Origin of the sequence: Salmonella sp. 32100201201700099SM, assembly GCF_017572645.1 — a bacterium.
In the GTDB taxonomy this organism is placed as follows: Bacteria; Pseudomonadota; Gammaproteobacteria; order Enterobacterales; family Enterobacteriaceae; genus Salmonella; species Salmonella enterica.
Genome location: NZ_JAGERQ010000005.1, coordinates 42,006 through 64,911, shown reverse-complemented (window position 1 = coordinate 64,911; position 22,906 = coordinate 42,006). Strand labels below are relative to the sequence as shown.

The 22,906-nt window shown below is 51.5% G+C and carries 25 protein-coding genes; 15 read left to right on the top strand and 10 right to left on the bottom strand.

What is annotated here, in order from left to right:
- Positions 1-39: 39 nt before the first annotated feature.
- Both J4685_RS09635 and J4685_RS09630 read right to left on the bottom strand, forming a co-directional pair.
- The gene (locus tag J4685_RS09635; RefSeq protein WP_000023546.1) at positions 40-855 is read right to left on the bottom strand and encodes a Cof-type HAD-IIB family hydrolase; all 816 of its coding nucleotides are present in this window, start codon (positions 853-855) and stop codon (positions 40-42) included.
- The gene (locus tag J4685_RS09630) at positions 852-2,063 is read right to left on the bottom strand and encodes an MFS transporter (protein ID WP_000217418.1); all 1,212 of its coding nucleotides are present in this window, start codon (positions 2,061-2,063) and stop codon (positions 852-854) included. The genes J4685_RS09635 and J4685_RS09630 overlap by 4 nt, the downstream gene beginning before the upstream one ends.
- A 167-nt stretch (positions 2,064-2,230) precedes the next feature.
- On the opposite strand from J4685_RS09630, the gene J4685_RS09625 reads away from it, so the two are divergent.
- On the top strand, positions 2,231-2,851 hold the full coding sequence (locus J4685_RS09625; protein WP_000661870.1) for a TetR/AcrR family transcriptional regulator: 621 nt from the start codon (positions 2,231-2,233) through the stop codon (positions 2,849-2,851).
- A gap of 116 nt (positions 2,852-2,967) precedes the next feature.
- Here J4685_RS09625 and J4685_RS09620 read toward each other — a convergent pair whose 3' ends face one another.
- On the bottom strand, positions 2,968-4,653 hold the full coding sequence (locus tag J4685_RS09620; RefSeq protein ID WP_001024853.1) for an aspartate:alanine antiporter: 1,686 nt from the start codon (positions 4,651-4,653) through the stop codon (positions 2,968-2,970).
- A gap of 270 nt (positions 4,654-4,923) precedes the next feature.
- Here J4685_RS09620 and J4685_RS09615 point away from each other — a divergent pair, with 270 nt between their 5' ends.
- Positions 4,924-5,301, top strand: coding sequence for an inner membrane protein YbjM (locus tag J4685_RS09615; protein ID WP_000680850.1), 378 nt, complete (start codon positions 4,924-4,926; stop codon positions 5,299-5,301).
- Between the two features lie 31 nt (positions 5,302-5,332).
- Here J4685_RS09615 and J4685_RS09610 read toward each other — a convergent pair whose 3' ends face one another.
- On the bottom strand, positions 5,333-5,596 hold the full coding sequence (locus J4685_RS09610; protein WP_000495513.1) for a GrxA family glutaredoxin: 264 nt from the start codon (positions 5,594-5,596) through the stop codon (positions 5,333-5,335).
- Positions 5,597-5,765: 169 nt separating this feature from the next.
- On the opposite strand from J4685_RS09610, the gene J4685_RS09605 reads away from it, so the two are divergent.
- The 13 genes from J4685_RS09605 (at position 5,766) to J4685_RS09545 (ending at position 17,990) form a co-directional block, all read left to right on the top strand.
- Positions 5,766-6,062 (top strand): YbjC family protein, encoded by a 297-nt coding sequence (locus J4685_RS09605; RefSeq protein WP_001259127.1) that lies wholly within the window; start codon positions 5,766-5,768, stop codon positions 6,060-6,062.
- Positions 6,046-6,768 (top strand): nitroreductase NfsA, encoded by a 723-nt coding sequence (gene nfsA / locus J4685_RS09600; RefSeq protein WP_000075305.1) that lies wholly within the window; start codon positions 6,046-6,048, stop codon positions 6,766-6,768. Before J4685_RS09605 ends, nfsA begins: the two co-directional genes overlap by 17 nt.
- A 57-nt stretch (positions 6,769-6,825) precedes the next feature.
- Positions 6,826-7,728 carry a 30S ribosomal protein S6--L-glutamate ligase gene (rimK, locus tag J4685_RS09595; protein ID WP_000684361.1) on the top strand — a complete coding sequence of 301 codons (903 nt, stop codon included), beginning with the start codon at positions 6,826-6,828 and terminating at the stop codon, positions 7,726-7,728.
- 96 nt (positions 7,729-7,824) lie between these two features.
- Entirely contained in the window at positions 7,825-8,301 is a 477-nt protein-coding gene (locus J4685_RS09590) for a YbjN domain-containing protein (RefSeq protein WP_000624807.1), read from the top strand.
- 348 nt (positions 8,302-8,649) lie between these two features.
- Entirely contained in the window at positions 8,650-9,762 is a 1,113-nt protein-coding gene (potF, locus tag J4685_RS09585; RefSeq protein ID WP_000125769.1) for a spermidine/putrescine ABC transporter substrate-binding protein PotF, read from the top strand.
- Between the two features lie 87 nt (positions 9,763-9,849).
- A complete protein-coding gene (gene potG, locus J4685_RS09580; protein WP_001000704.1) occupies positions 9,850-10,983 on the top strand; it encodes a putrescine ABC transporter ATP-binding subunit PotG in 1,134 nt (377 codons plus the stop codon).
- Positions 10,984-10,992: 9 nt separating this feature from the next.
- Positions 10,993-11,946 carry a putrescine ABC transporter permease PotH gene (gene potH, locus J4685_RS09575; RefSeq protein ID WP_000105451.1) on the top strand — a complete coding sequence of 318 codons (954 nt, stop codon included), beginning with the start codon at positions 10,993-10,995 and terminating at the stop codon, positions 11,944-11,946.
- Entirely contained in the window at positions 11,943-12,788 is an 846-nt protein-coding gene (potI, locus tag J4685_RS09570) for a putrescine ABC transporter permease PotI (RefSeq protein WP_001061629.1), read from the top strand. Before potH ends, potI begins: the two co-directional genes overlap by 4 nt.
- 73 nt (positions 12,789-12,861) lie before the next feature.
- Positions 12,862-13,335, top strand: a complete 474-nt coding sequence (locus J4685_RS09565) for a YbjO family protein (RefSeq protein ID WP_000505788.1) — start codon at positions 12,862-12,864, stop codon at positions 13,333-13,335.
- 42 nt (positions 13,336-13,377) lie between these two features.
- A complete protein-coding gene (rlmC, locus tag J4685_RS09560; protein WP_001149793.1) occupies positions 13,378-14,505 on the top strand; it encodes a 23S rRNA (uracil(747)-C(5))-methyltransferase RlmC in 1,128 nt (375 codons plus the stop codon).
- Positions 14,506-14,799: 294 nt separating this feature from the next.
- Positions 14,800-16,143, top strand: a complete 1,344-nt coding sequence (locus J4685_RS09555) for a PTS sugar transporter subunit IIC (RefSeq protein ID WP_000399319.1) — start codon at positions 14,800-14,802, stop codon at positions 16,141-16,143.
- Positions 16,144-16,172: 29 nt separating this feature from the next.
- Positions 16,173-16,493 carry a PTS sugar transporter subunit IIB gene (locus tag J4685_RS09550; RefSeq protein ID WP_000655399.1) on the top strand — a complete coding sequence of 107 codons (321 nt, stop codon included), beginning with the start codon at positions 16,173-16,175 and terminating at the stop codon, positions 16,491-16,493.
- 9 nt (positions 16,494-16,502) lie between these two features.
- Positions 16,503-17,990 carry a sulfatase gene (locus J4685_RS09545; protein WP_000644024.1) on the top strand — a complete coding sequence of 496 codons (1,488 nt, stop codon included), beginning with the start codon at positions 16,503-16,505 and terminating at the stop codon, positions 17,988-17,990.
- A gap of 217 nt (positions 17,991-18,207) precedes the next feature.
- Here J4685_RS09545 and artJ read toward each other — a convergent pair whose 3' ends face one another.
- The 6 genes from artJ to J4685_RS09515 all read right to left on the bottom strand — a co-directional run bounded on the left by artJ (position 18,208) and on the right by J4685_RS09515 (position 22,788).
- Positions 18,208-18,939, bottom strand: a complete 732-nt coding sequence (gene artJ, locus J4685_RS09540) for an arginine ABC transporter substrate-binding protein ArtJ (protein WP_000737538.1) — start codon at positions 18,937-18,939, stop codon at positions 18,208-18,210.
- A 236-nt stretch (positions 18,940-19,175) separates the two neighbouring features.
- A complete protein-coding gene (artM, locus tag J4685_RS09535) occupies positions 19,176-19,844 on the bottom strand; it encodes an arginine ABC transporter permease ArtM (protein WP_000895390.1) in 669 nt (222 codons plus the stop codon).
- Entirely contained in the window at positions 19,844-20,560 is a 717-nt protein-coding gene (gene artQ / locus J4685_RS09530; protein WP_001001677.1) for an arginine ABC transporter permease ArtQ, read from the bottom strand. The genes artM and artQ overlap by 1 nt, the downstream gene beginning before the upstream one ends.
- 6 nt (positions 20,561-20,566) lie before the next feature.
- Positions 20,567-21,298: an arginine ABC transporter substrate-binding protein ArtI gene (gene artI, locus J4685_RS09525; protein WP_000756587.1), complete on the bottom strand. Its 732-nt coding sequence runs from the start codon at positions 21,296-21,298 to the stop codon at positions 20,567-20,569.
- A 17-nt stretch (positions 21,299-21,315) separates the two neighbouring features.
- Complete coding sequence (gene artP, locus J4685_RS09520; protein WP_000027184.1) at positions 21,316-22,044, bottom strand: arginine ABC transporter ATP-binding protein ArtP; 729 nt, start codon at positions 22,042-22,044, stop codon at positions 21,316-21,318.
- 228 nt (positions 22,045-22,272) lie between these two features.
- Positions 22,273-22,788, bottom strand: coding sequence for a lipoprotein (locus tag J4685_RS09515; protein ID WP_001270720.1), 516 nt, complete (start codon positions 22,786-22,788; stop codon positions 22,273-22,275).
- Between the last annotated feature and the right edge of the window lie 118 nt (positions 22,789-22,906).

Here is a 22,906-nt window from a genome sequence, read left to right as displayed (position 1 = left end):
CTGATAAGCTTTCTGTTATCAGGCGTAGAGAGGCATCCGCTAGACGTTGAACGGCGGCTCGTTGTTTAATACGCTGTCGATGATATCCAGCACGCCTTCCTGATTGTTCGATCCGGCGCGGTATTTCGCCGCCGCCGCGACCGCTTCGCTGGCGTGCGACATGGCAAAACTAAACCCGGCCTGACGCAGCATCTCAATATCGTTGCCGCCGTCGCCGAATACCACCACTTCACTATCATGAATGCCCCAGCGCTGCTGTAACAGACGCAGGCCGTTGGCTTTATGCACGCCGGGAATTATTAAATCAATACTGCCATAGCCAGTATGAACGGGGACCATGATATCGCCAATGGCGTCGTGCAGCGCCGCCTGTACTTCCGGTATCCGTTCATCGGTAATATTAAGGCCGAATTTGAAAAAGATATCGTTGATATTATTAAAATTATCCACAAACTCCAGACGATGATAATACATTGCCGCAACGGCTTTTAACGCATCGTCGTAGCGTTTCAGCGTGTAGGCGCTGTTTTTTCCACAGGCGATGATCTCCACATCGGCGCGTGTGAGCAGGTGTTCGACAACCGCCTGGAAGTCGGCTTTTGTCAGCTCGCCGTTAAAAATATCCTCGCCTTCGCTGACCACCCAGCCGCCGTTTTCCGCGACAAAAGCGATTTCGTGCGCAATTTCCGGAAAGAACGAGATTAACTGGTAATACTGGTTGCCGCTGGCCACGACAAAGCGAATGCCTTGCCGCTTCATTTGTTGGTACTGCGCCATAAACCGGTCACGGTTATAGGTTTTTTGATCGCTCAGAAACGTGCCGTCCATGTCGACGGCGATTAATTTAATACTCATGCGTTATGCTCCATCACCGGTTGCGGAGTCGATACAGGTTTGGCGACGGCCTTCGCCACCAGCGCCGCCAGAATAACCAGCGCCAGCACAACCATCATGGCGCTGCGTAATCCATAATGCTCTCCCAGATAGCCCAACAGCGGCGGCCCGACCAAAAACGCCAGATAGCCGGTCGTGGCGACAACGCTCACGCGCGTCGGCGCGTCGGGACCGGTATCGCTGGCGGCGGAAATGGTCAGCGGGAAGCCGAGCGAAGCGCCTAAGCCCCAAAGAATGACCGAGACGCCGGCAACCCAGTCGCTATCGACAAAAATAATCAGGCCAATGCCCAACGCTCCCATCAACGCGCTGGCGCGAACAACCGTCACCCGGCTATAGCGGTCAATAAACCAGCCGCCGGTAAAGCGGCCAACGGTCATACCAAGCGTGAAACCGGCGTAGATCAGAGAGCCGGAGGTTGGGCTAAAACCGTGTCCGTCTACCATCAGTAGCGGTAGCCAGTCATTCGCAGATCCTTCGGCGAATGCCATTGCCAGCACCACCACGCCAATAAGCAAAAGCTGGATGTCCCGATAAAAAGGTAATCCTTTTTCCTGAAGGTGAGCATCTTCCGATGCGTTTTTACCCGTACCGTCAGGGATCGCCCGAATGGCGATGAAAATGGGCGCGATCGCCACGGCAGCCGCGAGGATGATATGGATGTTAGCCGGGACGCTTAATGCGGTTAACGCCATGCCGACACCAGCGCCCGCCAGCGTGCCGAAACTGTAAAAACCATGCATCATCGGCAGAACGGTTTTATTCAGCTCGCGTTCGACTGCCGCGCCTTCGACATTAATCGCCACTTCGGCGGCGCCAAAACTGGCGCCGAAAACGGCTAATCCAAGGGCAAAAATCAGCGGCGAGGCGCACCACAGCGCGACGCTAAGAATAACCATCCCGCCTACTGCGCAGGTCATCGTCGTGCGAATAACCTTCCGGGTGCCAAATCGTTTCACCAGCCAGGCGGAACAAAGAATACCGCTCATTGAACCGATAGAAAGCCCGAATAAGACCGCCCCCATTTCCGCGGTAGAGACGGAAAGAATATCCCGAATAGCAGGCGTTCGGGTTGCCCAGGAGGCCATCAGCAGTCCGGGTAAAAAGAAGAACATAAACAGCGCCCAGGTACGGCGTTTTAAGGCGTTACGTGAGGAGAGGACGGTCATAGCGTCAGGCCAGAAAATAGAAGCGAGAGGTAAACATTAGCAAGCTTGTGTACATTTGTACATATCATCGTCATACTTCATTGTGCAGACAGTTTTTACTGTCTGTTTTTTCAGCGTAAACGGCAGGCTACTATCGCCTGCATCCTGAATGAGATGTGGAACTCATCATGAAAGAAAATGCCGTAAGACGCGCCAATGATCCTAAGCGACGGGAAAAAATAATCCAGGCCACACTGGAAGCGGTAAAGACCTATGGCGTTCATGCCGTGACGCACCGGAAAATCGCCGCTATCGCTCAGGTGCCGCTTGGCTCGATGACCTACTATTTTGCCGGTATGGATGCGTTATTGAGTGAAGCTTTTACACTTTTCACCGAGAACATGTCGCGTCAATACCAGGACTTCTTTGCGCAGGTGACGGATGCGGAGGGGGCGTGCCAGGCGATAACGGAAATGATTTACGGCTCGCAGGTTACGACGCCGGATAATATGGCGTTAATGTATCAGTTATATGCCTATGCCAGCGATAAGCCAGCGTTAAAAATAGTCATGCAAAACTGGATGCAGCGTAGCCAGAATACGCTGGCGCAGTGGTTTGACGCACAGACCGCCCGCGCGCTGGATGCGTTTATCGAGGGGATGACGCTGCATTTTGTAACGGATCGAACGCCGCTGGCGCGTGAAGCGATTTTACAGATGGTAAAGCGAATCGCCGGAGCGTCAATGTCGTGTCACTCTGCGTCAGGCAACAAAAAACCCACCAACCTTGAACCGAAATGGCGGGGTTGATGGGCTCCACAAAATGGGGACATCAAAGAAAAGCAGTGGCAATAGGTATGACTGATGCTTTAACGAAAAGTTCGACCTATTGGCAAAATTTTTTCACTTAAAGGCAAACTTCAGTTTTATCCTAACCCCGGCCAGATGATGACAATAAGCGTCCCCGCCAGCGTTAGTAGAACGTTGGCGATGGCGTAAGTCCCCGCATAACCCAGCGCTGGAATATTACTGCGCGCCGTATCGCTAATGATTTCCATCGCCGGGGCGCAGGTACGCGCGCCCATCATGGCGCCGAACAGCAGCGCCCGGTTCATGCGCAGCACATAAGCGCCAAACAAGAAGCAGATCACCACCGGTACCAGGCTGACGACAAGCCCGGCGATCAGCATTTGTCCGCCGACCGCGCCCAGACCGTTGCTGATACCGCTGCCGGCGCTTAAACCAACGCCTGCCATAAACACCATCAAGCCGAATTCTTTCACCATATTAAGCGCGCCCTGCGGAATATAACCAAAGGTAGGATGGTTAGCGCGCAGGAAACCGAGCATGATCCCGGCGAACAGCAATCCGGCCGCGTTGCCGATGCCGAAACTAAAATTGCTGAACTGGAAGGTAATCATCCCGATCATTAACCCGATGATAAAAAAAGCGCAGAAGGCGAGCAGGTCCGTCACCTGACTATGAATCGAAATAAAACCAATGCGATCGGCAATGGTTTTTACGCGTCTGGCGTCGCCGCTCACCTGTAACACGTCGCCTTTATTCAGCACAACGTTATCGTCGATAGGCATTTCGATCTGGCTGCGGATGACGCGGTTAAGGAAGCAGCCATGATCGGTCAGCTTGAGCTGAGCGAGGCGGCGACCGACCGCATTGTGGTTTTTCACCACAATTTCTTCCGTCACGATGCGCATATCAAGCAGATCGCGATCAAACACTTCCTTACCATTACGGAAGCTGGGATCGAGCCTGGCGTGCGCGTCCGGATAGCCGACCAGCGCAATCTCATCGCCCATTTGCAGCACCGCATCGCCATCCGGGTTCGCCAGAATACCGTTACGGCGAATACGTTCGATATAGCAGCCTGTCTGGCGGTAAATACCCAGCTCGCGCAGGTTTTTACCGTCAGTCCAGGCCACCAGCTCCGGACCAACCCGATAGGCGCGGATAACCGGCAAATAAACTTTGCGATTAGCATCGGTATCCAGACCGCGCTCGCGAGCAATTTGCTGGGCGCTGGTTTGCAAATCCTGATGCTGTAGTTTAGGCAAGTAGCGCGCGCCCACGATCAGACTGACCAAGCCAATCAGATAGGTCAGGGCATAGCCCAGGCTCAGATTATCAAGAGCGGAGGAGAGTTGGGTGCTGGCGATGCCGGAATGTCGCAGGGTATCGCCTGCGCCAACCAGCACGGGCGTGGATGTCATTGAGCCGGCCAGCATACCGGCCGTCAGGCCGATATCCCAGCCGAATAGCTTACCAAGGCCTAAGGCGATTAGCAGAGCGCTACCGACCATGACCAGGGCAAGCATCAGATAGTTTTTACCGTCGCGAAAAAAAATCGAAAAAAAGTTGGGGCCAGCCTCGACGCCGACACAAAAAATAAACAGCATAAATCCCAGATTTAGCGCGTCGGTGTTAATACTGAAGTGTTGCTGCCCTAATAATAGAGAGACCACTAAAACGCCAATGGAATTACCAAGTTGGACTGAACCCAGACGTAACTTGCCAAGACACAGGCCAAGAGCCAGGACCACAAATAATAACAGGATGTAATTCCCATTTAACAAATCTGCGACGTTTATATTCACGGAGACTAACTTCTTGTTTACGAGTAAGCTGTTGAAAGAAATGGTAATTTACGCTACTGTTTTTATCATGAATTAAGGGTGCAATCGTATTGCATACAGCATCCAAATAAAAACAACACAACAATATATCCTGCTAGTTTAATCTTATTGCGTACTAACGGCTATAAGAATCGTGCAGGTGTGTTTTTGGCATGGAATGCCACATGACTTTATCTGACTGGATGCCTCACGGCGGAAAGCGTGTTCGATAGAGAGTGTCAGGAGGAACGATTGAAACATAAACACGGGTGGGCAAGCGTTGTCTGCTGCTTTGTACTCTTTATTGTGGTGTGTCTTTCATTAACTATGCATGTACAAGGCGCTTTTCGCGCGGCAGGGCATCCTGAGATTGGACTGTTATTTTTTACGTTGCCTGGTGCGGTGGCCAGTTTTTGTTCTCACCGACGCGAGGTGATCCGACCGCTGATCGGGGCGATGCTGGCGGCGCCGTTTTGCCTGGTGTTAATGCGCGTGGTATTTATGCCTACCCGATCGTTTTGGCAAGAACTGGCGTGGTTATTTAGCGCCGTATTCTGGTGTGCGTTAGGCGCGCTCTGTTATTTGTTTATTAGCAGCCTGTTTAGCCACCGGCGAAAAAAACGCCGATAGCGCCCTCCGGTAGAGGGCGTTGCCAGAGCAATCAGGCGAAAAGATTCAGATTTTCTTTTGCCCATGCTTCAAAATCCGTACAGCCGCCGATATGTTTTTGATCGACAAAAATCTGCGGTACGGTTTCTACAGGTTTACCTACGGTTTTTTCCAAATCCGCTTTAGTAATGCCTTCAGCATGGATATCAATATAGCGGTAGTTAAAATCGTCGCGTTCTTTGCTCAGTTTTTCCGCCAACTCTTTTGCACGCACGCAATAAGGGCACCCTGGGCGGCCAAAAATAACAGTAAACATATCTCTCCTCGAACATAAAGCCAGACGGCGAACAGGTGTTATCATGCCGCGATTTACGGCAGATGAAAAGCAGGTTACGCCTGTTCCTTTGATAACCCAGGGCTATATCTGTTAAGCACGCCGGACCAGAACGTTCTACACTGTGCGTCAGTTAACCGGGAGGCTTGATATGCGCACGATTGGCGTGTTACCCATACCCAAAAGCATACTGATACTGGAATGCCTCGGTATGATTTTGCTGGCGCTTGCTCTGCTATCGCTTAATCATTACCTTACGCTGCCCGCGCCGTTCAATACGTCGCTGGCTGGCGTATTGATGGTTTTCCTGGGCGTCGTGTTGATCCTCCCCGCCGCGGTGGCGATGATGTGGCGTATTGCGCAGTTACTGGCGCCGCAGTTGATGAAACGTCCACCCGACATTTCTTCCCGTTCAGATAGAGAAAAGCATAATGAGTCCGACCATTGAACTTCTTTGTGGCCATCGTTCTATTCGCCATTTCACCGATGAACCCGTGACTGACGCGCAGCGAGAGGCCATTATTGCCGCCGCGCGCAGCACGTCCAGTTCCAGTTTTTTACAGTGCAGCTCTATTATCCGTATTACCGATCGGGCGCTGCGCGAGGCGTTAGTGCCCCTGACGGGCGGGCAAAAGCATGTGGCGCAGGCCGCTGAGTTCTGGGTATTTTGCGCCGATTTTAATCGTCATTTGCAGATCTGCCCTGACGCGCAGTTGGGGCTTGCCGAACAACTGCTGCTCGGTGTCGTCGATACGGCGATGATGGGGCAAAATGCGCTGACGGCGGCGGAATCACTGGGGTTAGGCGGCGTATATATCGGCGGCATCCGTAACAATATTGAATATGTTACAGAACTATTAAAATTGCCGAAGCATGTATTGCCGCTCTTTGGCCTGTGTTTGGGATGGCCTGCGGATAATCCGGATTTGAAACCGCGCCTGCCTGCCGAGCTTGTGGTTCATGAGAACCAGTATCAACCGCTTGATGAAAAGCTGCTGGCGCGCTATGACGAGCAGTTGGCTGAGTATTATCTGACCCGCGGCAGTAATACGCGACGCGATACCTGGAGCGATCATATCCGCCGCACCCTGATTAAAGAAAATCGCCCATTTATCCTTGAATATTTGCATAAACAGGGCTGGGCGACGCGCTAAAACCTGCGGGCCAGTGTATGATACGCGGGCTTTTCAGGGTTTTCAGCGAGGTGCAGGGTGAAAATTGCCATATTGTCCAGGGATGGAACGCTCTATTCTTGCAAACGTCTGCGCGAAGCGGCGATGCGGCGCGGCCATCTGGTCGAGATACTCGATCCTCTTTCCTGCTATATGAATATTAATCCGGCAGCGTCGTCGATCCATTACAAGGGGCGTCGTCTGCCCCATTTTGACGCCGTTATTCCCCGTATTGGTTCGGCCATTACCTTTTATGGTACCGCTGCGCTACGTCAGTTTGAGCTATTGGGTAGCTATCCGCTGAATGAATCCGTCGCCATTACCCGTGCGCGCGATAAGCTGCGATCGCTACAACTTCTGGCGCGCCAGGGGATCGATCTTCCCATTACCGGGATCGCCCATTCGCCGGATGATACCAGCGATCTTATTAAGATGGTTGGCGGGGCGCCGCTGGTCGTGAAGCTGGTAGAAGGCACGCAAGGGATCGGCGTGGTATTGGCGGAGACGCGTCAGGCTGCTGAAAGTGTTATTGATGCGTTTCGGGGGCTGAATGCCCATATCCTGGTTCAGGAATACATTGCCGAAGCTAAAGGATGCGATATCCGTTGTCTGGTCGTCGGCAATGAGGTTGTGGCGGCGATTGAGCGGTGCGCGAAAGCCGGTGATTTTCGCTCCAATCTTCATCGTGGCGGGGTGGCCAGCATCGCGACGATCACGCCCCGTGAACGGGATATCGCCATCAAAGCCGCACAGACGCTGGGGCTGGATGTGGCGGGCGTCGATATTTTACGCGCCGCGCGCGGGCCGCTGGTGATGGAGGTGAATGCCTCGCCGGGTCTGGAAGGTATCGAAAAGACTACGGGCGTGGATATCGCGGGGCGAATGATTCAGTGGATAGAACGTCACGCTACGCCTGAATTTTGCCTTAAAATCGGCGGCTAATCGCAATCGTGGATTCCGCCGTAGTACGAAGCACGCTTTTTGCGTAAGCTGTGCCGGTAATTTTTTCATCGTCATCGTAAGAGGTAGCACATTATTATGATATCACTGGTCGTTCCCACTCTGGATACGTTGCGTCAATGGCTCGACGACCTGTGCATGAATTTCTTCGAATGTGATACCTGCCAGGCGCTGTATTTGCCGCATATGCAGAATTTTGACGGCGTCTACGATGCTAAAATCGATTTGGTGGACAACACCGTTCTTTTTTCCGCGATGGCGGAGGTCAGGCCTTCCGCGTTGCTGCCGCTGGCGGCCGATCTCTCTGCTATCAACGCCAGTTCGTTGACGGTAAAAGCCTTTCTCGATATGCAGGATGATAATCTGCCAAAACTGGTTGTGTGCCAGTCTTTATCCGTTATGCAAGGCGTCACCTACGAACAGTTCGAATGGTTTGTTCGCCAAAGTGAAGAGCAGATTTCTATGGTGATCCTTGAGGCCGGGGCGCATCAGCTTCTGTTTAACGCGGAAGAAGACGCGCAAAAAACCAGCGTGGTTGACCATTTTCTTCACTGATCCCTCCCGATAATCAGGCAGTCGCTGCCAGCGCGGCTGCTGTTTACGTTTTTTTATGCTGCTGTTAACCTTTATTTAAAGAATTATTTACCTCCTTTCTGACCATTTCGCTTTATCACATAGACAAAACCTGCATAAAAAATTGATAAAAGGCGTTTTTTAATCTGGGCTATAGCCTCAAACCTTAGCTAAAGTTATTCTTGCGAAGCTTCTATAGCGAGCTTGATGGCAGAGAGGGCGACCTCTCTTCTTCATTTGTATCAAATGAAAAGGTATGCACATTTCAGGCATGTTTTAAACCACGCCTAATGGGTTCATTTGTTAACGGATTTCAGAAGGAAAGCGATGATGACCGCCTTAAAGAAAAAATGGCTATCGGGTCTGGTTGCGGGTGCTCTGATGGTCGTCTCTGTCGGCACGCTCGCTGCCGAACAAAAAACGCTGCACATTTATAACTGGTCAGATTATATCGCGCCGGACACGGTGGCGAACTTTGAAAAAGAGACCGGGATTAACGTTATCTATGATGTCTTTGACTCTAACGAAGTGCTGGAAGGCAAGTTAATGGCAGGCAGCACCGGGTTCGATCTGGTGGTGCCATCGGCCAGTTTTCTTGAGCGCCAGCTCACCGCGGGCGTTTTTCAGCCGCTGGATAAAAGCAAACTTCCCGGCTGGAAAAACCTCGATCCTGAACTGCTGAAACTGGTAGCGAAGCACGATCCTGACAACAAATACGCCATGCCCTATATGTGGGCCACGACGGGCATTGGCTATAACGTTGATAAAGTGAAAGCGGTGCTGGGGGATGATGCGCCAGTGAATAGCTGGGATTTAGTCCTCAAGCCGGAAAATCTGGAGAAGCTAAAAAGCTGCGGTGTCTCTTTCCTTGATGCGCCTGAAGAAATTTTTGCCACCGTGCTGAACTATCTGGGTAAAGATCCGAATAGCAGCAAAGCGGATGACTACACCGGCCCGGCAACCGATCTGTTGTTGAAGCTACGGCCAAACATTCGCTATTTCCACTCCTCGCAATACATTAACGATCTGGCTAATGGCGATACCTGTGTGGCCATCGGCTGGGCGGGCGATGTCTGGCAGGCCGCTAACCGAGCGAAAGAGGCGAAAAATGGCGTCAATATCTCTTTCTCGATCCCCAAAGAGGGGGCAATGGCGTTTTTTGATGTGTTTGCCATGCCGGCTGACGCCAAAAATAAAGACGAGGCCTACCAGTTCCTTAATTATCTGCTGCGCCCTGATGTGATTGCCCATATTTCCGATCACGTTTTCTACGCCAATGCGAATAAAGAGGCGACGGCGCTGGTCAGCCAGCAGGTGCGCGATAACCCGGGAATTTATCCGCCGGCGGATGTGCGGGCCAAGTTGTTTACCCTGAAAGTGCAGGAGCCGAAGATTGATCGCGTCCGCACCCGCGCATGGACGAAGGTGAAAAGCGGTAAGTAATTTATTAACAGTATGGCCTGATAAGCGTGCGCTATCGGGCATTCCACCGTTTGTATCGTTTGATTGTGTTATGCCGGAGAGCGCCTTGTGAATGATGTCCCCAACCGCCCGCAGGTGAAAGCCCGTAAAGCGCTGACGCCGCTTCTGGAAATTCGCAACCTGACGAAGTCATTCGACGGGCAACATGCTGTCGATGATATCAGTCTGACTATCTATAAAGGCGAGATTTTTGCCCTGCTGGGCGCGTCAGGTTGTGGAAAATCGACTCTGCTACGGATGCTGGCAGGTTTTGAACCGCCGAGCAGCGGGCAAATTATGCTCGACGGCGTCGATCTGGCGCATGTTCCGCCGTATCAGCGTCCGATTAATATGATGTTTCAGTCCTATGCGTTGTTTCCGCATATGACGGTAGAGCAGAACATCGCTTTTGGTCTGAAGCAGGACAAACTGCCGAAGGCGGAGATTACTAGCCGCGTCAATGAGATGCTGGGTCTGGTGCACATGCAGGAGTTTGCGAAACGTAAGCCGCATCAGCTTTCCGGCGGTCAGCGTCAGCGCGTGGCCCTGGCGCGCAGCCTGGCGAAACGTCCTAAGCTGCTCTTGTTGGATGAACCGATGGGCGCGCTGGATAAAAAATTACGCGACCGGATGCAGCTTGAAGTAGTTGATATCCTTGAGCGCGTCGGCGTGACCTGCGTCATGGTGACGCACGATCAGGAAGAAGCCATGACGATGGCGGGGCGCATTGCCATCATGAACCGTGGAAAATTTGTGCAAATTGGCGAACCGGAGGAGATTTACGAGCATCCGACGACCCGCTATAGCGCCGAATTTATCGGATCGGTAAATGTTTTTGAGGGCTTACTGAAAGCGCGTGAAGAGGACGGTCTGGTCATTGACGCGCCCGGTTTGGTACATCCGTTAAAAGTCGATGCGGATGCCTCTGTCGTTGATAATGTGCCGGTATATGTGGCGCTACGTCCGGAAAAAATCATGCTGTGTGAGTCGCTGCCCGCCGATGGCTATAATTTCGCCGTCGGCGAAGTGGCGCATATTGCGTATCTCGGCGATCTGTCTATTTATCATGTGCGGCTAAAAAGCGGGCAGATGATCAGCGCTCAACTGCAGAATGCGCACCGTTACCGGAAAGGGTTACCGACCTGGGGCGATGAAGTGCGTTTGTGCTGGGAAGCGGATAGCTGCGTGGTCCTGACGGTATAAGGGGGAAACATGAGCACACTTGAACCTCCGGCACGCATCAGTAAACCTGGCGGCGCGGCGCTATGGTTGGCGCGAATGCAAATGAAACATGGGCGTAAGCTGGTTATTGCTTTGCCTTATATCTGGCTCATTCTGCTGTTTTTATTGCCGTTTCTTATCGTCTTTAAGATAAGCCTGGCGGAAATGGCGCGGGCGATCCCGCCGTATACCGATCTGCTGGAATGGGCTGACGGTCAGTTGTCGATTACGCTCAATCTCGGTAATTTTTTGCAACTGACCGACGATCCGCTTTATTTCGAAGCCTATCTGCAATCGTTACAAATTGCCGGTATTTCCACAATCTGCTGCCTGCTGCTGGGCTACCCGCTGGCGTGGGCGGTGGCGCACAGCAAGCCCTCCACGCGCAATATCCTGCTGCTGTTGGTGATCCTGCCCCCGTGGACGTCTTTTTTAATACGCGTCTATGCCTGGATGGGCATTTTGAAAAACAACGGTGTGCTGAACAATGTGTTGCTGTGGCTAGGGGTTATCGATCAGCCGCTGACGATCCTGCACACTAACCTGGCCGTCTATATCGGCATTGTTTATGCGTATCTGCCGTTTATGGTTCTGCCCATTTATACCGCATTAACGCGTATTGATTATTCGCTGGTGGAAGCGTCGCTGGATCTCGGCGCCCGACCGCTGAAAACATTTTTTAGCATCATTGTCCCGCTCACCAAAGGCGGAATCATCGCCGGCTCGATGCTGGTTTTTATCCCGGCGGTGGGCGAGTTTGTGATCCCGGAACTGCTTGGCGGGCCGGACAGTATCATGATTGGTCGCGTCCTGTGGCAGGAGTTTTTCAATAACCGCGACTGGCCGGTGGCTTCTGCGGTCGCCATTATTATGTTGCTGCTGCTGATAGTACCGATCATGTGGTTCCATAAACATCAGCAAAAAAGTGTGGGGGAGCATGGATGAATAACTTACCGGTCGTTCGCTCGCCCTGGCGCATTCTGATTCTGGTGCTGGGGTTTACTTTTCTCTATGCGCCAATGTTAATGTTGGTGATTTACTCGTTTAACAGTTCGAAGCTGGTGACGGTGTGGGCGGGATGGTCGACGCGCTGGTATGGCGAGCTCTTTCGGGATACCGCCATGATGAGCGCAGTAGGACTAAGCCTGACAATTGCCGCCTGCGCGGCGACGATGGCGGTGGTGCTCGGTACTATCGCCGCGGTGGTGATGGTGCGATTTGGACGATTTCGCGGCGCAAACGGCTTTGCGTTTATGATCACCGCGCCGCTGGTGATGCCGGATGTGATTACCGGGCTGTCGCTGCTGCTGCTGTTTGTCGCGCTCGGTCATGCTATCGGCTGGCCCTCCGATCGCGGGATGCTGACCATCTGGTTGGCGCACGTCACGTTCTGTACCGCCTACGTGGCAGTGGTGATCGCTTCGCGATTACGCGAGCTGGATCGTTCGATTGAAGAGGCGGCGATGGATCTTGGCGCGGCGCCGTTAAAGGTCTTTTTTGTCATTACATTACCGATGATCATGCCAGCGGTGATCTCGGGCTGGCTGTTGGCCTTTACGCTTTCCCTTGACGATCTGGTGATTGCCAGCTTCGTTTCCGGTCCCGGCGCCACCACGCTACCGATGCTGGTTTTCTCCAGCGTGCGCATGGGCGTGAACCCGGAAATCAACGCGCTGGCGACGTTAATCCTCGGCGTGGTAGGAATCGTCGGATTTATTGCCTGGTACCTGATGGCGCGAGCGGAAAAACAGCGGATTCGCGATATCCAGCGTGCAAGACGCGGCTGAAGCCACTAAAATCTTCCACTATGGCAATGCGTTGCCGCGCGGGTCGCGGCATCATTTTCAGGGAAGACATTCATTGGGATTTATAAAGCAATCAACCTCATCACATGCCCGTTTAAATGTGCCTACGCTGGTGCAGGTTGCGGCTATGGCGATTATTTTGATTCGCGGTCTCGATGTGCTGATGATTATGAATACCCTCGGCATACGCGGGATGGGCGAGTTTATTCATCGCAGTGTGCAGACGTGGAGCTTAACCCTGGTCTTTCTGGCCAGCTTAGTGCTGGTCTTTGTTGAAATTTATTGTGCGTTTTCGCTGGTGAAAGGCCGTAGCTGGGCGCGCTGGGTGTACCTGGCGACACAAATTATTGTGAGCGGATATCTGTGGGCGGCGTCGTTAGGCTACGGGTATCCGGAGTTGTTTAGCATCGCGGGAGAATCGAAGCGTGATATCCTGCATTCCCTGGTCATGCAAAAACTCCCCGATCTTTTAATTCTGTTTCTGCTGTTTATTCCCGCTCCCAGCCGTCGGTTCTTCCGGCTGCAATAATGTGTATAATCGTCGCCCCGGATAATATGAAGGTTTTTTGGTATGCAGTGCGCACTCTATGACGCGGGTCGCTGCCGTTCCTGTCAATGGATTACGCAGTCGGTTAACGAACAACTTTCCGCAAAAACAGCCGATTTACATCGTTTGCTCGCCGGGCTGCCTGTTGAACAGTGGTGCGCGCCGACTGGAGGCCCGGAACAGCATTTCCGCAACAAAGCGAAAATGGTCGTGAGCGGTAGTGTAGAAAAACCGCTCTTCGGGATGCTGCATCGCGACGGTACGCCGGTCGATCTTTGCGGCTGCCCGCTGTATCCCGCCTCCTTTGCCCCCGTATTCAGCGCGCTAAAACCTTTTATTGCCCGTGCCGGACTCACGCCTTATAACGTGGCGCGAAAACGCGGCGAACTGAAATACCTGTTGCTGACGGAAAGTCAGTTCGATGGCGGCATGATGCTACGCTTCGTGTTGCGTTCAGAAACCAAACTTACGCAACTGCGCGCGGCGTTACCGTGGCTGCGCGCGCAACTGCCGCAGCTCAGAGTGATCACCGCGAATATCCAGCCGGTACATATGGCGATTATGGAAGGGGAGACGGAAATCTACCTGACGGATCAGCAGGCGCTGGCGGAACGTTTTAACGATGTGCCGCTGTGGATTCGTCCGCAAAGTTTCTTTCAGACCAACCCTACGGTCGCCAGCCGATTATATGCGACGGCGCGCGACTGGGTAGGGCAATTGCCGGTACGCCATATGTGGGATCTTTTTTGCGGAGTGGGCGGATTCGGCCTGCACTGCGCGACGCCGCAGATGCAATTAACCGGTATTGAGATCGCGCCGGAGGCGATTGCCTGCGCGAAGCAATCCGCTGCCGAGCTGGGATTAACCCGCCTTCATTTCCAGGCGCTGGATTCCACCCAATTCGCCACCGCACAAGGCGAAACGCCCGATCTGGTGTTGGTGAATCCTCCCCGCCGCGGCATTGGCAAGCCGTTGTGCGATTACCTTGCACAAATGGCGCCGCGTTTTATCATTTATTCGAGCTGTAACGCGCAGACGATGGCGCAGGATATTCGCCATCTGCCGAACTACCGTATTCAACGTGTTCAGCTTTTCGATATGTTCCCCCATACCGCGCATTATGAAGTGTTAACATTGCTGTGCAGGCAGTAGCGGCAAAAGCCAGGCATACAATATATCTATACTAACTGTTTAATTATCCATAAATAATAATAACCATGATCGATCGATGAAAAACTCCGATCGATCATGGTTATATATTACCCTATTTTTGCAAATCAAATCACAAATAATCACTTTAAATCTTTTAATGACTAATTTTGATTATTACAGTGCGTGTAAGGCAAAATTAGACAAGGTGGTTTATCGGGTAACTTTCAATAGCATCAGCGAAGCAATACGTAACGTCAGTAAAGGGGTCAATTATGACAACGAATAGACACGCTTATGGAGGGCGTTCAGACGATGTTTGCCAAATTTATAGATGTTATTCAAACGTTTTTAACTGAACCGGCAATATTAATTGGGATATTAGTCGGTGTTGGCTATGCGCTGGATAAAAAGACGCCTATAAAAATTATCACCGGTATGATCAGCGCGATGGTCGGTTTAATGATGGTGTTATTTGGCGGCTTTCAATTTTCAGCCACTTTTAAACCGGTTGCAGAAGCAGTCAGCAAGGCTTATGGAGTACATGGATACTTAATGGATTCATACGCCATGAAAGCTGCGACGCAAATAGCGCTGGGCGATAATTTCGGCTATGTAGGATACGTTTTTGTACTGGCGTTTTTTACTAACCTGATATTAGTTTTATTTGGCCGTTATACCGGCGCGAAAGGTATATTTCTTACCGGTAATACCGGGGTCTCTCATTCACAGGCGGTACTGTGGTTAATCGTCTTCTGGCTAGGGTTCGGTTGGGTACAATCCATTGTGATTGCCGGGGTATTGACCGGGGTTTTTTGGGCGTTTTCAACCACGCTTATTGTTAAACCCATCGCCAAAGTGACCAATAACGCCGGTTTTACCATCGCGCATAACCAGATGCTGGGGCTGTGGTTTTTCTCGAAATTCGCGCATAAATTCGGCGATCCGCAAAAGCATGACGCCGAAAACCTGAAACTTCCCGGTTGGTTAGCCATTTTTAACCACAACGTGACGGCAATCGCCATTGTGATGACGCTCTTCGTTGGCGGTTTTCTATTGGCGACAGGGATCGATAACGTACAGTTAATGGCGAAAGGCAAACCCTGGTATATCTATATTATCAATCTGGGCCTGCAATTCTCTATGTATATGGTCATCTTGCTGCAGGGCGTGCGGATGATGGTAGGTGAAATTAACGGTTCGTTTAAAGGATGGCAGGATCGCTTTATTCCTAACGCCATACCGGCTGTGGATGTTGCTGCTTTATTACCTTTTTCGCCGAACGCGGCCACGCTGGGATTCGTCTTTTGTACCTTCGGCACGATTTTTTCCATGGGCATTCTGCTGCTCATCCATAGCCCTATTATGGTATTACCTGGTTTTGTTCCGCTCTTCTTTTCCGGCGGTCCCATCGGCGTATTAGCCAACCGAATGGGGGGATATCGTTCCGTTATTATTTGTACTTTCCTGTTAGGGATTATTCAGACTTTCGGTACGGTATGGGCCATTCCTTTAACCGGGCTGGCAAAAGAAGGCGTGGGCTGGACGGGAATATTTGACTGGGCGACTCTGTGGCCTGCAATTTGTGAATTACTGAAATTTATTGCTTCAACGTTCCATCTTGGTCCTTATTCCATTTAATTGATTCGGTTTATATAAAGGATTTTATTATGAAAGATTCTGTAAATATTTTATTCGTATGCGGTTATGGTGTAGGCAGTAGCGTAATGTTACAGACTGTTGTTAAAAAAGCGTTAGCAAAATATGACTTCTCTTTTGATATGGAGCATACGGCAGCGGGAGAAGTCGGTGGATTTACCGACTGGGCAGATATTTATGCGATTTCGAAAAAATTGCTTGATGTTGTTAGCCTCGATCCTAAACACGGACAATATCTCATTCCCATTGAAAATATCATGGATGGCGAATCAATAGGCAAACAGATTTACGATGTGGTAGAGAAAAATTTTCCGCACCTGCTCAACAAATGAGGGTGAGTCATGAAAGCGATTATTCTGCTGTTTGACAGTCTGAATAAAAACTATTTGCCGCCCTATGGTGATTTGCTAACGAAAGCGCCTAACTTTCAACGCCTGGCGGCACATGCCGCCACCTTTGACAATAGTTATGTCGGCAGTATGCCCTGTATGCCAGCCCGTCGGGAACTGCACACCGGGCGCTATAATTTCCTGCATCGTGAGTGGGGCCCGCTGGAACCCTTTGATGATTCCATGCCGGAATTATTGAAAAAAGCGGGGATCTACACCCATCTTATCAGCGATCATCTGCATTACTGGGAAGACGGCGGCGGTAACTACCATAACCGCTATAGCTCCTGGGACGTAGTACGCGGTCAGGAGGGCGATCACTGGAAGGCGAGCGTTGGCGAGCCGCCCATTCCGGAAGTACTGCGCGTTCCACAAAAACAAACCGGAGGCGGCGTTTCCGGGCTATGGCGTCATGACTGGGCGAACCGCGAATACATCCAGCAGGAAGCCGATTTTCCCCAGACGAAAGTTTTTGACGCAGGGTGCGATTTTATCCATAAAAATCATGCCGAAGATAACTGGTTATTGCAGGTTGAGACGTTCGATCCGCATGAGCCGTTTTATACCACCGAGGAATATTTATCGCTCTATGACGATGAGTGGCAAGGCCCGCATTATGACTGGCCGCGCGGCAAAGTCAGTGAAAGTGAGGAGGCGATAGCGCATATTCGCTGTCGTTATCGGGCCCTGGTTTCCATGTGCGACCGCAATCTGGGACGTATCCTTGATCTGATGGATGAACACGATCTCTGGCGCGATACGATGCTGATTGTCGGTACCGATCACGGCTTCTTGCTGGGGGAGCACGGTTGGTGGGCTAAAAATCAAATGCCCTATTATAACGAGGTGGCGAATAACCCGCTGTTTATCTGGGACCCGCGCAGCGTGGTATGCGGAGCGCGACGGCAGTCGCTGGTGCAGATGATTGACTGGGCACCAACGCTACTGAATTATTTTCAGCAACCTATTCCCGCAGATATGCAGGGCCAACCGCTGGCGAAAGTCATTGCCAGTGATGAACCCGTCAGGGAAGGCGCGCTGTTTGGCGTGTTTAGCGGACATGTTAATGTTACCGACGGACGCTATGTTTATATGCGGGCCGCGCAGCCGGGGCGTGAGCATGACATTGCGAACTACACGTTAATGCCGATCAAGATGAATGCGCGTTATGACGTGGATGAACTGGGAAAATTATCTCTGGCACCTCCGTTTAACTTTACTAAAGGGCTTCAGGTATTACGTATTCCGGCCAGGGAAAAATATAAAGGTGTGAATAGCTTTGGTCATCTCTTGTTTGATCTCAGAGACGATCCGCAGCAGCAACATCCTATTCATGATGAGGCCATCGAAGCAAGGATGATCAACTTACTTATCCGTTTGATGAAAGAAAATGATGCTCCGGCGGAGCAGTATCGCCGTCTGGGTCTGGATGTTATCTAAAACGTAACAATGTTGTAAGCCGGGTACGCGTCAGCGTCACCCGGCAAGTATTAGTCCGAATCGCCTGTTGATGCAGGCGTTTGAGACTGATGACAAACTGTAGAATGCTCAATGGCGCTGCGCTTATCAGGCCAGGATAGTTTCCGATGGCGGCCCGTGGGCTGAATAAGGTATTTATACTGCCATTTCGCAACACGGTGGGCTAATCACATATATTTTACTGCGGGAACCACTGATCGCTGATTTTCTGATAAGTGCCGTCCGCTTTAATGGCGGCCAGCGCATTATTCAGTTTTTCCAGCAACGCCTTATTGTCCGGGCGCACCGCGATGCCAAGTCCGGTACCGAAGTATTGCGGATCGGTCACTTTCTCTGTTGCCGGACCCAGTTGCGGATTCGTTTTCAGCCACTCATTGACCACTGCGGTATCGCCAAAGACGCCGTCAATACGGCCATTTTTCAGGTCGATAATCGCATTCTGGTAGCTGTCGTAGGCCACGGTTTTGACCTCCGGATGTTTATCCTGGAGATATTTTTGATGCGTGGTGCCATTTTCCATACCGATACGCTTACCTTTTAGATCGGTAAAGGTTTTATAGGTGTCTTTTTTGGCAATCACCAGCGCGGAGTTCGCATAATAGGGATTGCTAAAGGCGACCTGCTTACTGCGCTCCGGGGTAATGTCCATTCCAGAAATGACGGCATCATATTTTCTGAATTTCAGCGCCGGGATAAGACTATCGAAAGCATGATTGGTAAAAGTACATTCTGCCTGCATTTGCTTGCATAATGCGGTTGCCAGATCGATATCGAAGCCCACAATTTTATTACTCGCATCCAGGGATTCAAACGGGGGATAGGTGGCGGAAACCCCGAAATTGATTTTTTCAGCGGCGATGCTGCCAGTGGCGAAAGAGGCGAGTAATGCAGCCAGAACTAACTTTTTCATGATGTCACTCCCGTAATCTTATGATTATGCGCCGTGTCTGCGGCATAGATTTACAATGCCATTAATTGAATTTGTATGCAATAAAAATGATTAAATATTTTGAAATGGATAAAAAAAGACGGACAAGTTAACCACTTGTCCGTCGGGTTTATTCAATATTATGCATCGTAGGTTTGATAAGCGCAGCGCCATCTTACCATTGTCGAACGGCGGCGAGAATGCCTTATCCTGCCTGGTTAATTGCGCCGCTCAAACGCCAGGGCTTTACGCTCAATCAACCGCATCATCAGCGTCAATAGACCGTTGACGACCAGGTAAATTACGCCTGCCGCGCCAAATACCACCACATCGTAGGTACGACCATAGAGCAACTGACTGTACCCCATGACTTCCATCAAGGTGATGGTATAGGCCAGCGAGGTACTTTTGAAGACCAGTACCACCTCATTAGAATAGGAGGAGAGGGCGCGTTTAAACGCATAGGGCAACAAAATCGCCAGCGTATCTTTCTTACTCATCCCCAGCGCGCCGCAGGACTGCCACTGACCTTCCGGAATCGCGCGAATCGCGCCATAAAATAGCTGCGTGGTATAAGCGGCGCTGTTTAGCGACAACGCGATCAGTGCGCACAGCCACGGTTCAGACAGTAGATGCCAGAGTAGCGGATACTCTTGCAGTGTCGGGAATTGACCGGGTCCGTAGTAGATCAGGAAAATTTGCACCAACAACGGCGTACCGGTAAACAACGTGATATAGCCGCGCACCAGCCACACCACGAACGGCGTTTTTAGCGTCAGGATGATGGTAAAAACTAACGCCAGCACCAAAGCGACGGCAATAGAAGCCACGGTCAGCGTCAGGCTGGTGTGTAGCTCTTTTAGCAGTTCAGGTAAGTACTCAAGCATTAGTCCGGCCTCCGCTCAAAACGTGTCGCGCGCAGGTCTATGCGTTTGAGAATGTACTGACTGATCAGCGTAATGACCAGGTAAATAGCCGCCGCAATAATGTACCAGTTAAACGGTTCCTGGGTGCGTGTGGCAATACTTTTGGTCTGCAACATCAGATCGTTAACGCTGATAAGGCTGACCAGAGCCGTATCTTTTAGCAACACCAGCCACTGATTACCCAGCCCTGGCAGGGCGTGACGCCACATCTGCGGCATCACCAGACGGAAAAAAATCGCCGTCTTTGATAATCCCAGTGCCTGACCCGACTCCCACTGACCAGACGGAACGGCTTTCAGCGCGCCGCGTAGCGTCTGCGACGCATAGGCCGCATACAGCAGGGACAACGCAATCACGCCGCACAGGAACGGACTGACGTCAAAGTTCTCAATCTCCATTTGCACCGGGATCTGCGTAAAGCCGAGATGGAGGGTAAACCCGTCAGACAGCGTAAGCAGGAGTTGCGAGGAGCCGAAATAGATAAACAGCACCACCAGAATTTCCGGCAGGCCGCGCAAAATAGTGACCAGCGCGGAGCCTATCCAGGCAATCGGACGCCATTTTACGGACTCCCAGACGGCAAAGAACATGGCTAACGCGAGGCCAATGATCAGCGCGCAGACGGCAAGGCCGACGGTCATCCCAGCGGCGCTTGCTAAAGGAAAAAATTCGTTCATCAAAGATTACTTCTGGAACCATTTGTTATAGATGGTCTCGTAAGTCCCATCTTTCTTCACTTTTTCCAGCGCAGTATTGAATTTCTGCTGCAGCTCAGTGTTGCCCTGACGTACCGCGATACCCAGGCCGGTGCCGAAATAATCTTTATCGGTGACTTTATCGCCGACCGGCACCAGCTTAGGATTGGCTTTCAGCCATTCGGTCACGACCGCCGTGTCGCCGAAAACAGCGTCGATACGACCATTTTGTAGATCCAGCTTCGCGTTCTGATAGCTGTCATACGGTACGGTGGTGATTTCCGGATGCTTATCCATGATGAATTTCTGGTGCGTCGTGCCGTTCTGTACGCCGACTTTCTTGCCTTTTAGTTGATCAACGCTGGTGTATTTGCCCTGCTGACCCACAAACAGCGCGGAGTTGTCGTAATATGGCGTGGTAAACAGCACCTGCTTTTCACGTTCCGGCGTGATATCCATTCCCGCCATTACAGCGTCGAAGCGGCGGAATTTCAGGCTGGGGATCAGGCTGTCGAACGCCTGATTGGTAAAGGTACAGGAGGCGTCGATCTCTTTACATAGCGCGTTGGCCAGGTCGACGTCAAAGCCGACAATCTTGTTATTAGCATCCATCGATTCGAACGGCGGATAGGACGCTTCGGTCGCAAAACGAATGGTCTGGGCTGCTGTAGCGGAAAGGCTAAAGCCTGCAATTAGCGCGGCAATCAGAACTTTTTTCATTGTCATTGTCCCGAATCTTAGTGAGAGAGATAGTTTTTGAACGCTTCGGTCTGAGGGTGGGCAAAGCAACCCGCATCACCGTGCTCGACGATGTGACCATTTTCCATATAAATCACACGACTGGCGGTCTTACGCGCCACTTCGACTTCATGCGTAACGATCACCTGAGTAATGTTCGTTTCCGCCAGCTCATGAATAATACTGACGATTTGAGCGGTAATTTCCGGGTCCAGCGCGGCGGTCGGTTCATCAAACAGCAGCACCAGCGGTTCCATCATCAGCGCGCGGGCAATCGCGACGCGCTGCTGCTGACCGCCGGAAAGGTGCAACGGATAACGATCGCTATAGGGCTTCAGACGTAGACGCTCCAGCAGCTTTTCTGCGCGCGCCAGCGCCTGATCTTTTGTCAGACCCAGTACGCGGCAGGGCGCTTCAATCAGATTCTGCACAACGGTGAGATGCGGCCAAAGATTATATTGCTGAAAGACCATTCCGACATTTTGACGTAGCTCACGAATCGCCTTATCGGACGGCGTTTTCGTAAAGTCAAAATGGTTCCCGGCGATAGTCAGAGTGCCGGAGCGCGGCATCTCAAGCAGATTGAGTACACGCAGCAGCGAACTTTTACCCGCCCCGCTTGGGCCAAGCAACACCAGCGTTTCGCCTTCGGGGCAATCCAGCGTGATATCGAACAGCGCCTGATGCGCGCCGTAAAAGCAATTAATGCCGTTTAATTGAATACTCATTGACACTCGTATACAGGCAGTCTGATAGCTATTGAAGCCGCAGATAGTACCTTTCGCAGAATAGTTATGCAATATTTATGCGTTAAAAGTTAAATATATCCCACATTCTTCCCTAAACATAGCACAAAATAGCAGGAGGAATAGTAGGTAAGAAGAATTGTCGGCATCCCGGGCAGAATGCCAGACAATTTACGGGGTTATGAGTGCAAAAGCGGGGAATACTGTCTGTTAACGGTTTTCTATCGACTGGCGCAGCGTACCGGCAGGGGCATGGACATCTCCGCCCAGATAGCGAACGTCGTCAATCACCCAGCATGAGCCTTCGTGAATCATAAGCACTTCATCCTGCCAGCTTTGATCGCCCTGTTTTAACGCTACCCGCAGAGGAATGTTGCGCGCATCTCGGTTCGAGATGGTTGATGCGCTGGCGACGTTGGCGCTATCCGGCAGCGTAGCGCGGCTGGAGAACAGATCGCCGCTCATCAACTGACGGTGTTCCGTATCGCGGCTGGCGTCGGTCAGCAATTTCGCCAGGTTATCACTCAAGTAGGGGCGAAGCGCGGCGATATCATTGCTGTGGTGTTGAATACAGTAGTCGTAAAATTGTTGAGCCACGCTGTCCGGGCCGCCTTCCACACACGCGCCGATACGCGGGCCATTATCTTTGTAGGCGGGAGTGACTGTCGTACAGGCGCTAAGCAGAAGCGCGCACGGGATGAGCAAAGAGAGTTTAGAATAGCGCATGATGATTTCCTTATAGGCGATCGAGCAAAAACCGATCTACGATAATCAATTATATCCTTTCAATGATAGCGTATCAGCTTGATAATGCGTTTGAGATCGTGTGCTTAGCTAACCCGGG

Excerpts from the sequence above, each read along its gene's own strand:
- artM (WP_000895390.1), bottom strand. The coding sequence starts at position 19,844 with ATGCTTGAGTACTTACCTGAACTGCTAAAAGAGCTACACACCAGCCTG.
- J4685_RS09625 (WP_000661870.1), top strand. The coding sequence starts at position 2,231 with ATGAAAGAAAATGCCGTAAGACGCGCCAATGATCCTAAGCGACGGGAA.
- potH (WP_000105451.1), top strand. The coding sequence starts at position 10,993 with ATGAGCACACTTGAACCTCCGGCACGCATCAGTAAACCTGGCGGCGCG.
- J4685_RS09635 (WP_000023546.1), bottom strand. The coding sequence starts at position 855 with ATGAGTATTAAATTAATCGCCGTCGACATGGACGGCACGTTTCTGAGC.
- J4685_RS09555 (WP_000399319.1), top strand. The coding sequence starts at position 14,800 with ATGGAGGGCGTTCAGACGATGTTTGCCAAATTTATAGATGTTATTCAA.
- nfsA (WP_000075305.1), top strand. The coding sequence starts at position 6,046 with ATGAGTCCGACCATTGAACTTCTTTGTGGCCATCGTTCTATTCGCCAT.
- J4685_RS09550 (WP_000655399.1), top strand. The coding sequence starts at position 16,173 with ATGAAAGATTCTGTAAATATTTTATTCGTATGCGGTTATGGTGTAGGC.
- J4685_RS09605 (WP_001259127.1), top strand. The coding sequence starts at position 5,766 with ATGCGCACGATTGGCGTGTTACCCATACCCAAAAGCATACTGATACTG.
- rlmC (WP_001149793.1), top strand. The coding sequence starts at position 13,378 with ATGCAGTGCGCACTCTATGACGCGGGTCGCTGCCGTTCCTGTCAATGG.
- artI (WP_000756587.1), bottom strand. The coding sequence starts at position 21,298 with ATGAAAAAAGTTCTGATTGCCGCGCTAATTGCAGGCTTTAGCCTTTCC.
- J4685_RS09515 (WP_001270720.1), bottom strand. The coding sequence starts at position 22,788 with ATGCGCTATTCTAAACTCTCTTTGCTCATCCCGTGCGCGCTTCTGCTT.
- potF (WP_000125769.1), top strand. The coding sequence starts at position 8,650 with ATGACCGCCTTAAAGAAAAAATGGCTATCGGGTCTGGTTGCGGGTGCT.
- artP (WP_000027184.1), bottom strand. The coding sequence starts at position 22,044 with ATGAGTATTCAATTAAACGGCATTAATTGCTTTTACGGCGCGCATCAG.
- artQ (WP_001001677.1), bottom strand. The coding sequence starts at position 20,560 with ATGAACGAATTTTTTCCTTTAGCAAGCGCCGCTGGGATGACCGTCGGC.
- artJ (WP_000737538.1), bottom strand. The coding sequence starts at position 18,939 with ATGAAAAAGTTAGTTCTGGCTGCATTACTCGCCTCTTTCGCCACTGGC.
- J4685_RS09545 (WP_000644024.1), top strand. The coding sequence starts at position 16,503 with ATGAAAGCGATTATTCTGCTGTTTGACAGTCTGAATAAAAACTATTTG.
- J4685_RS09610 (WP_000495513.1), bottom strand. The coding sequence starts at position 5,596 with ATGTTTACTGTTATTTTTGGCCGCCCAGGGTGCCCTTATTGCGTGCGT.
- potI (WP_001061629.1), top strand. The coding sequence starts at position 11,943 with ATGAATAACTTACCGGTCGTTCGCTCGCCCTGGCGCATTCTGATTCTG.
- J4685_RS09630 (WP_000217418.1), bottom strand. The coding sequence starts at position 2,063 with ATGACCGTCCTCTCCTCACGTAACGCCTTAAAACGCCGTACCTGGGCG.
- J4685_RS09590 (WP_000624807.1), top strand. The coding sequence starts at position 7,825 with ATGATATCACTGGTCGTTCCCACTCTGGATACGTTGCGTCAATGGCTC.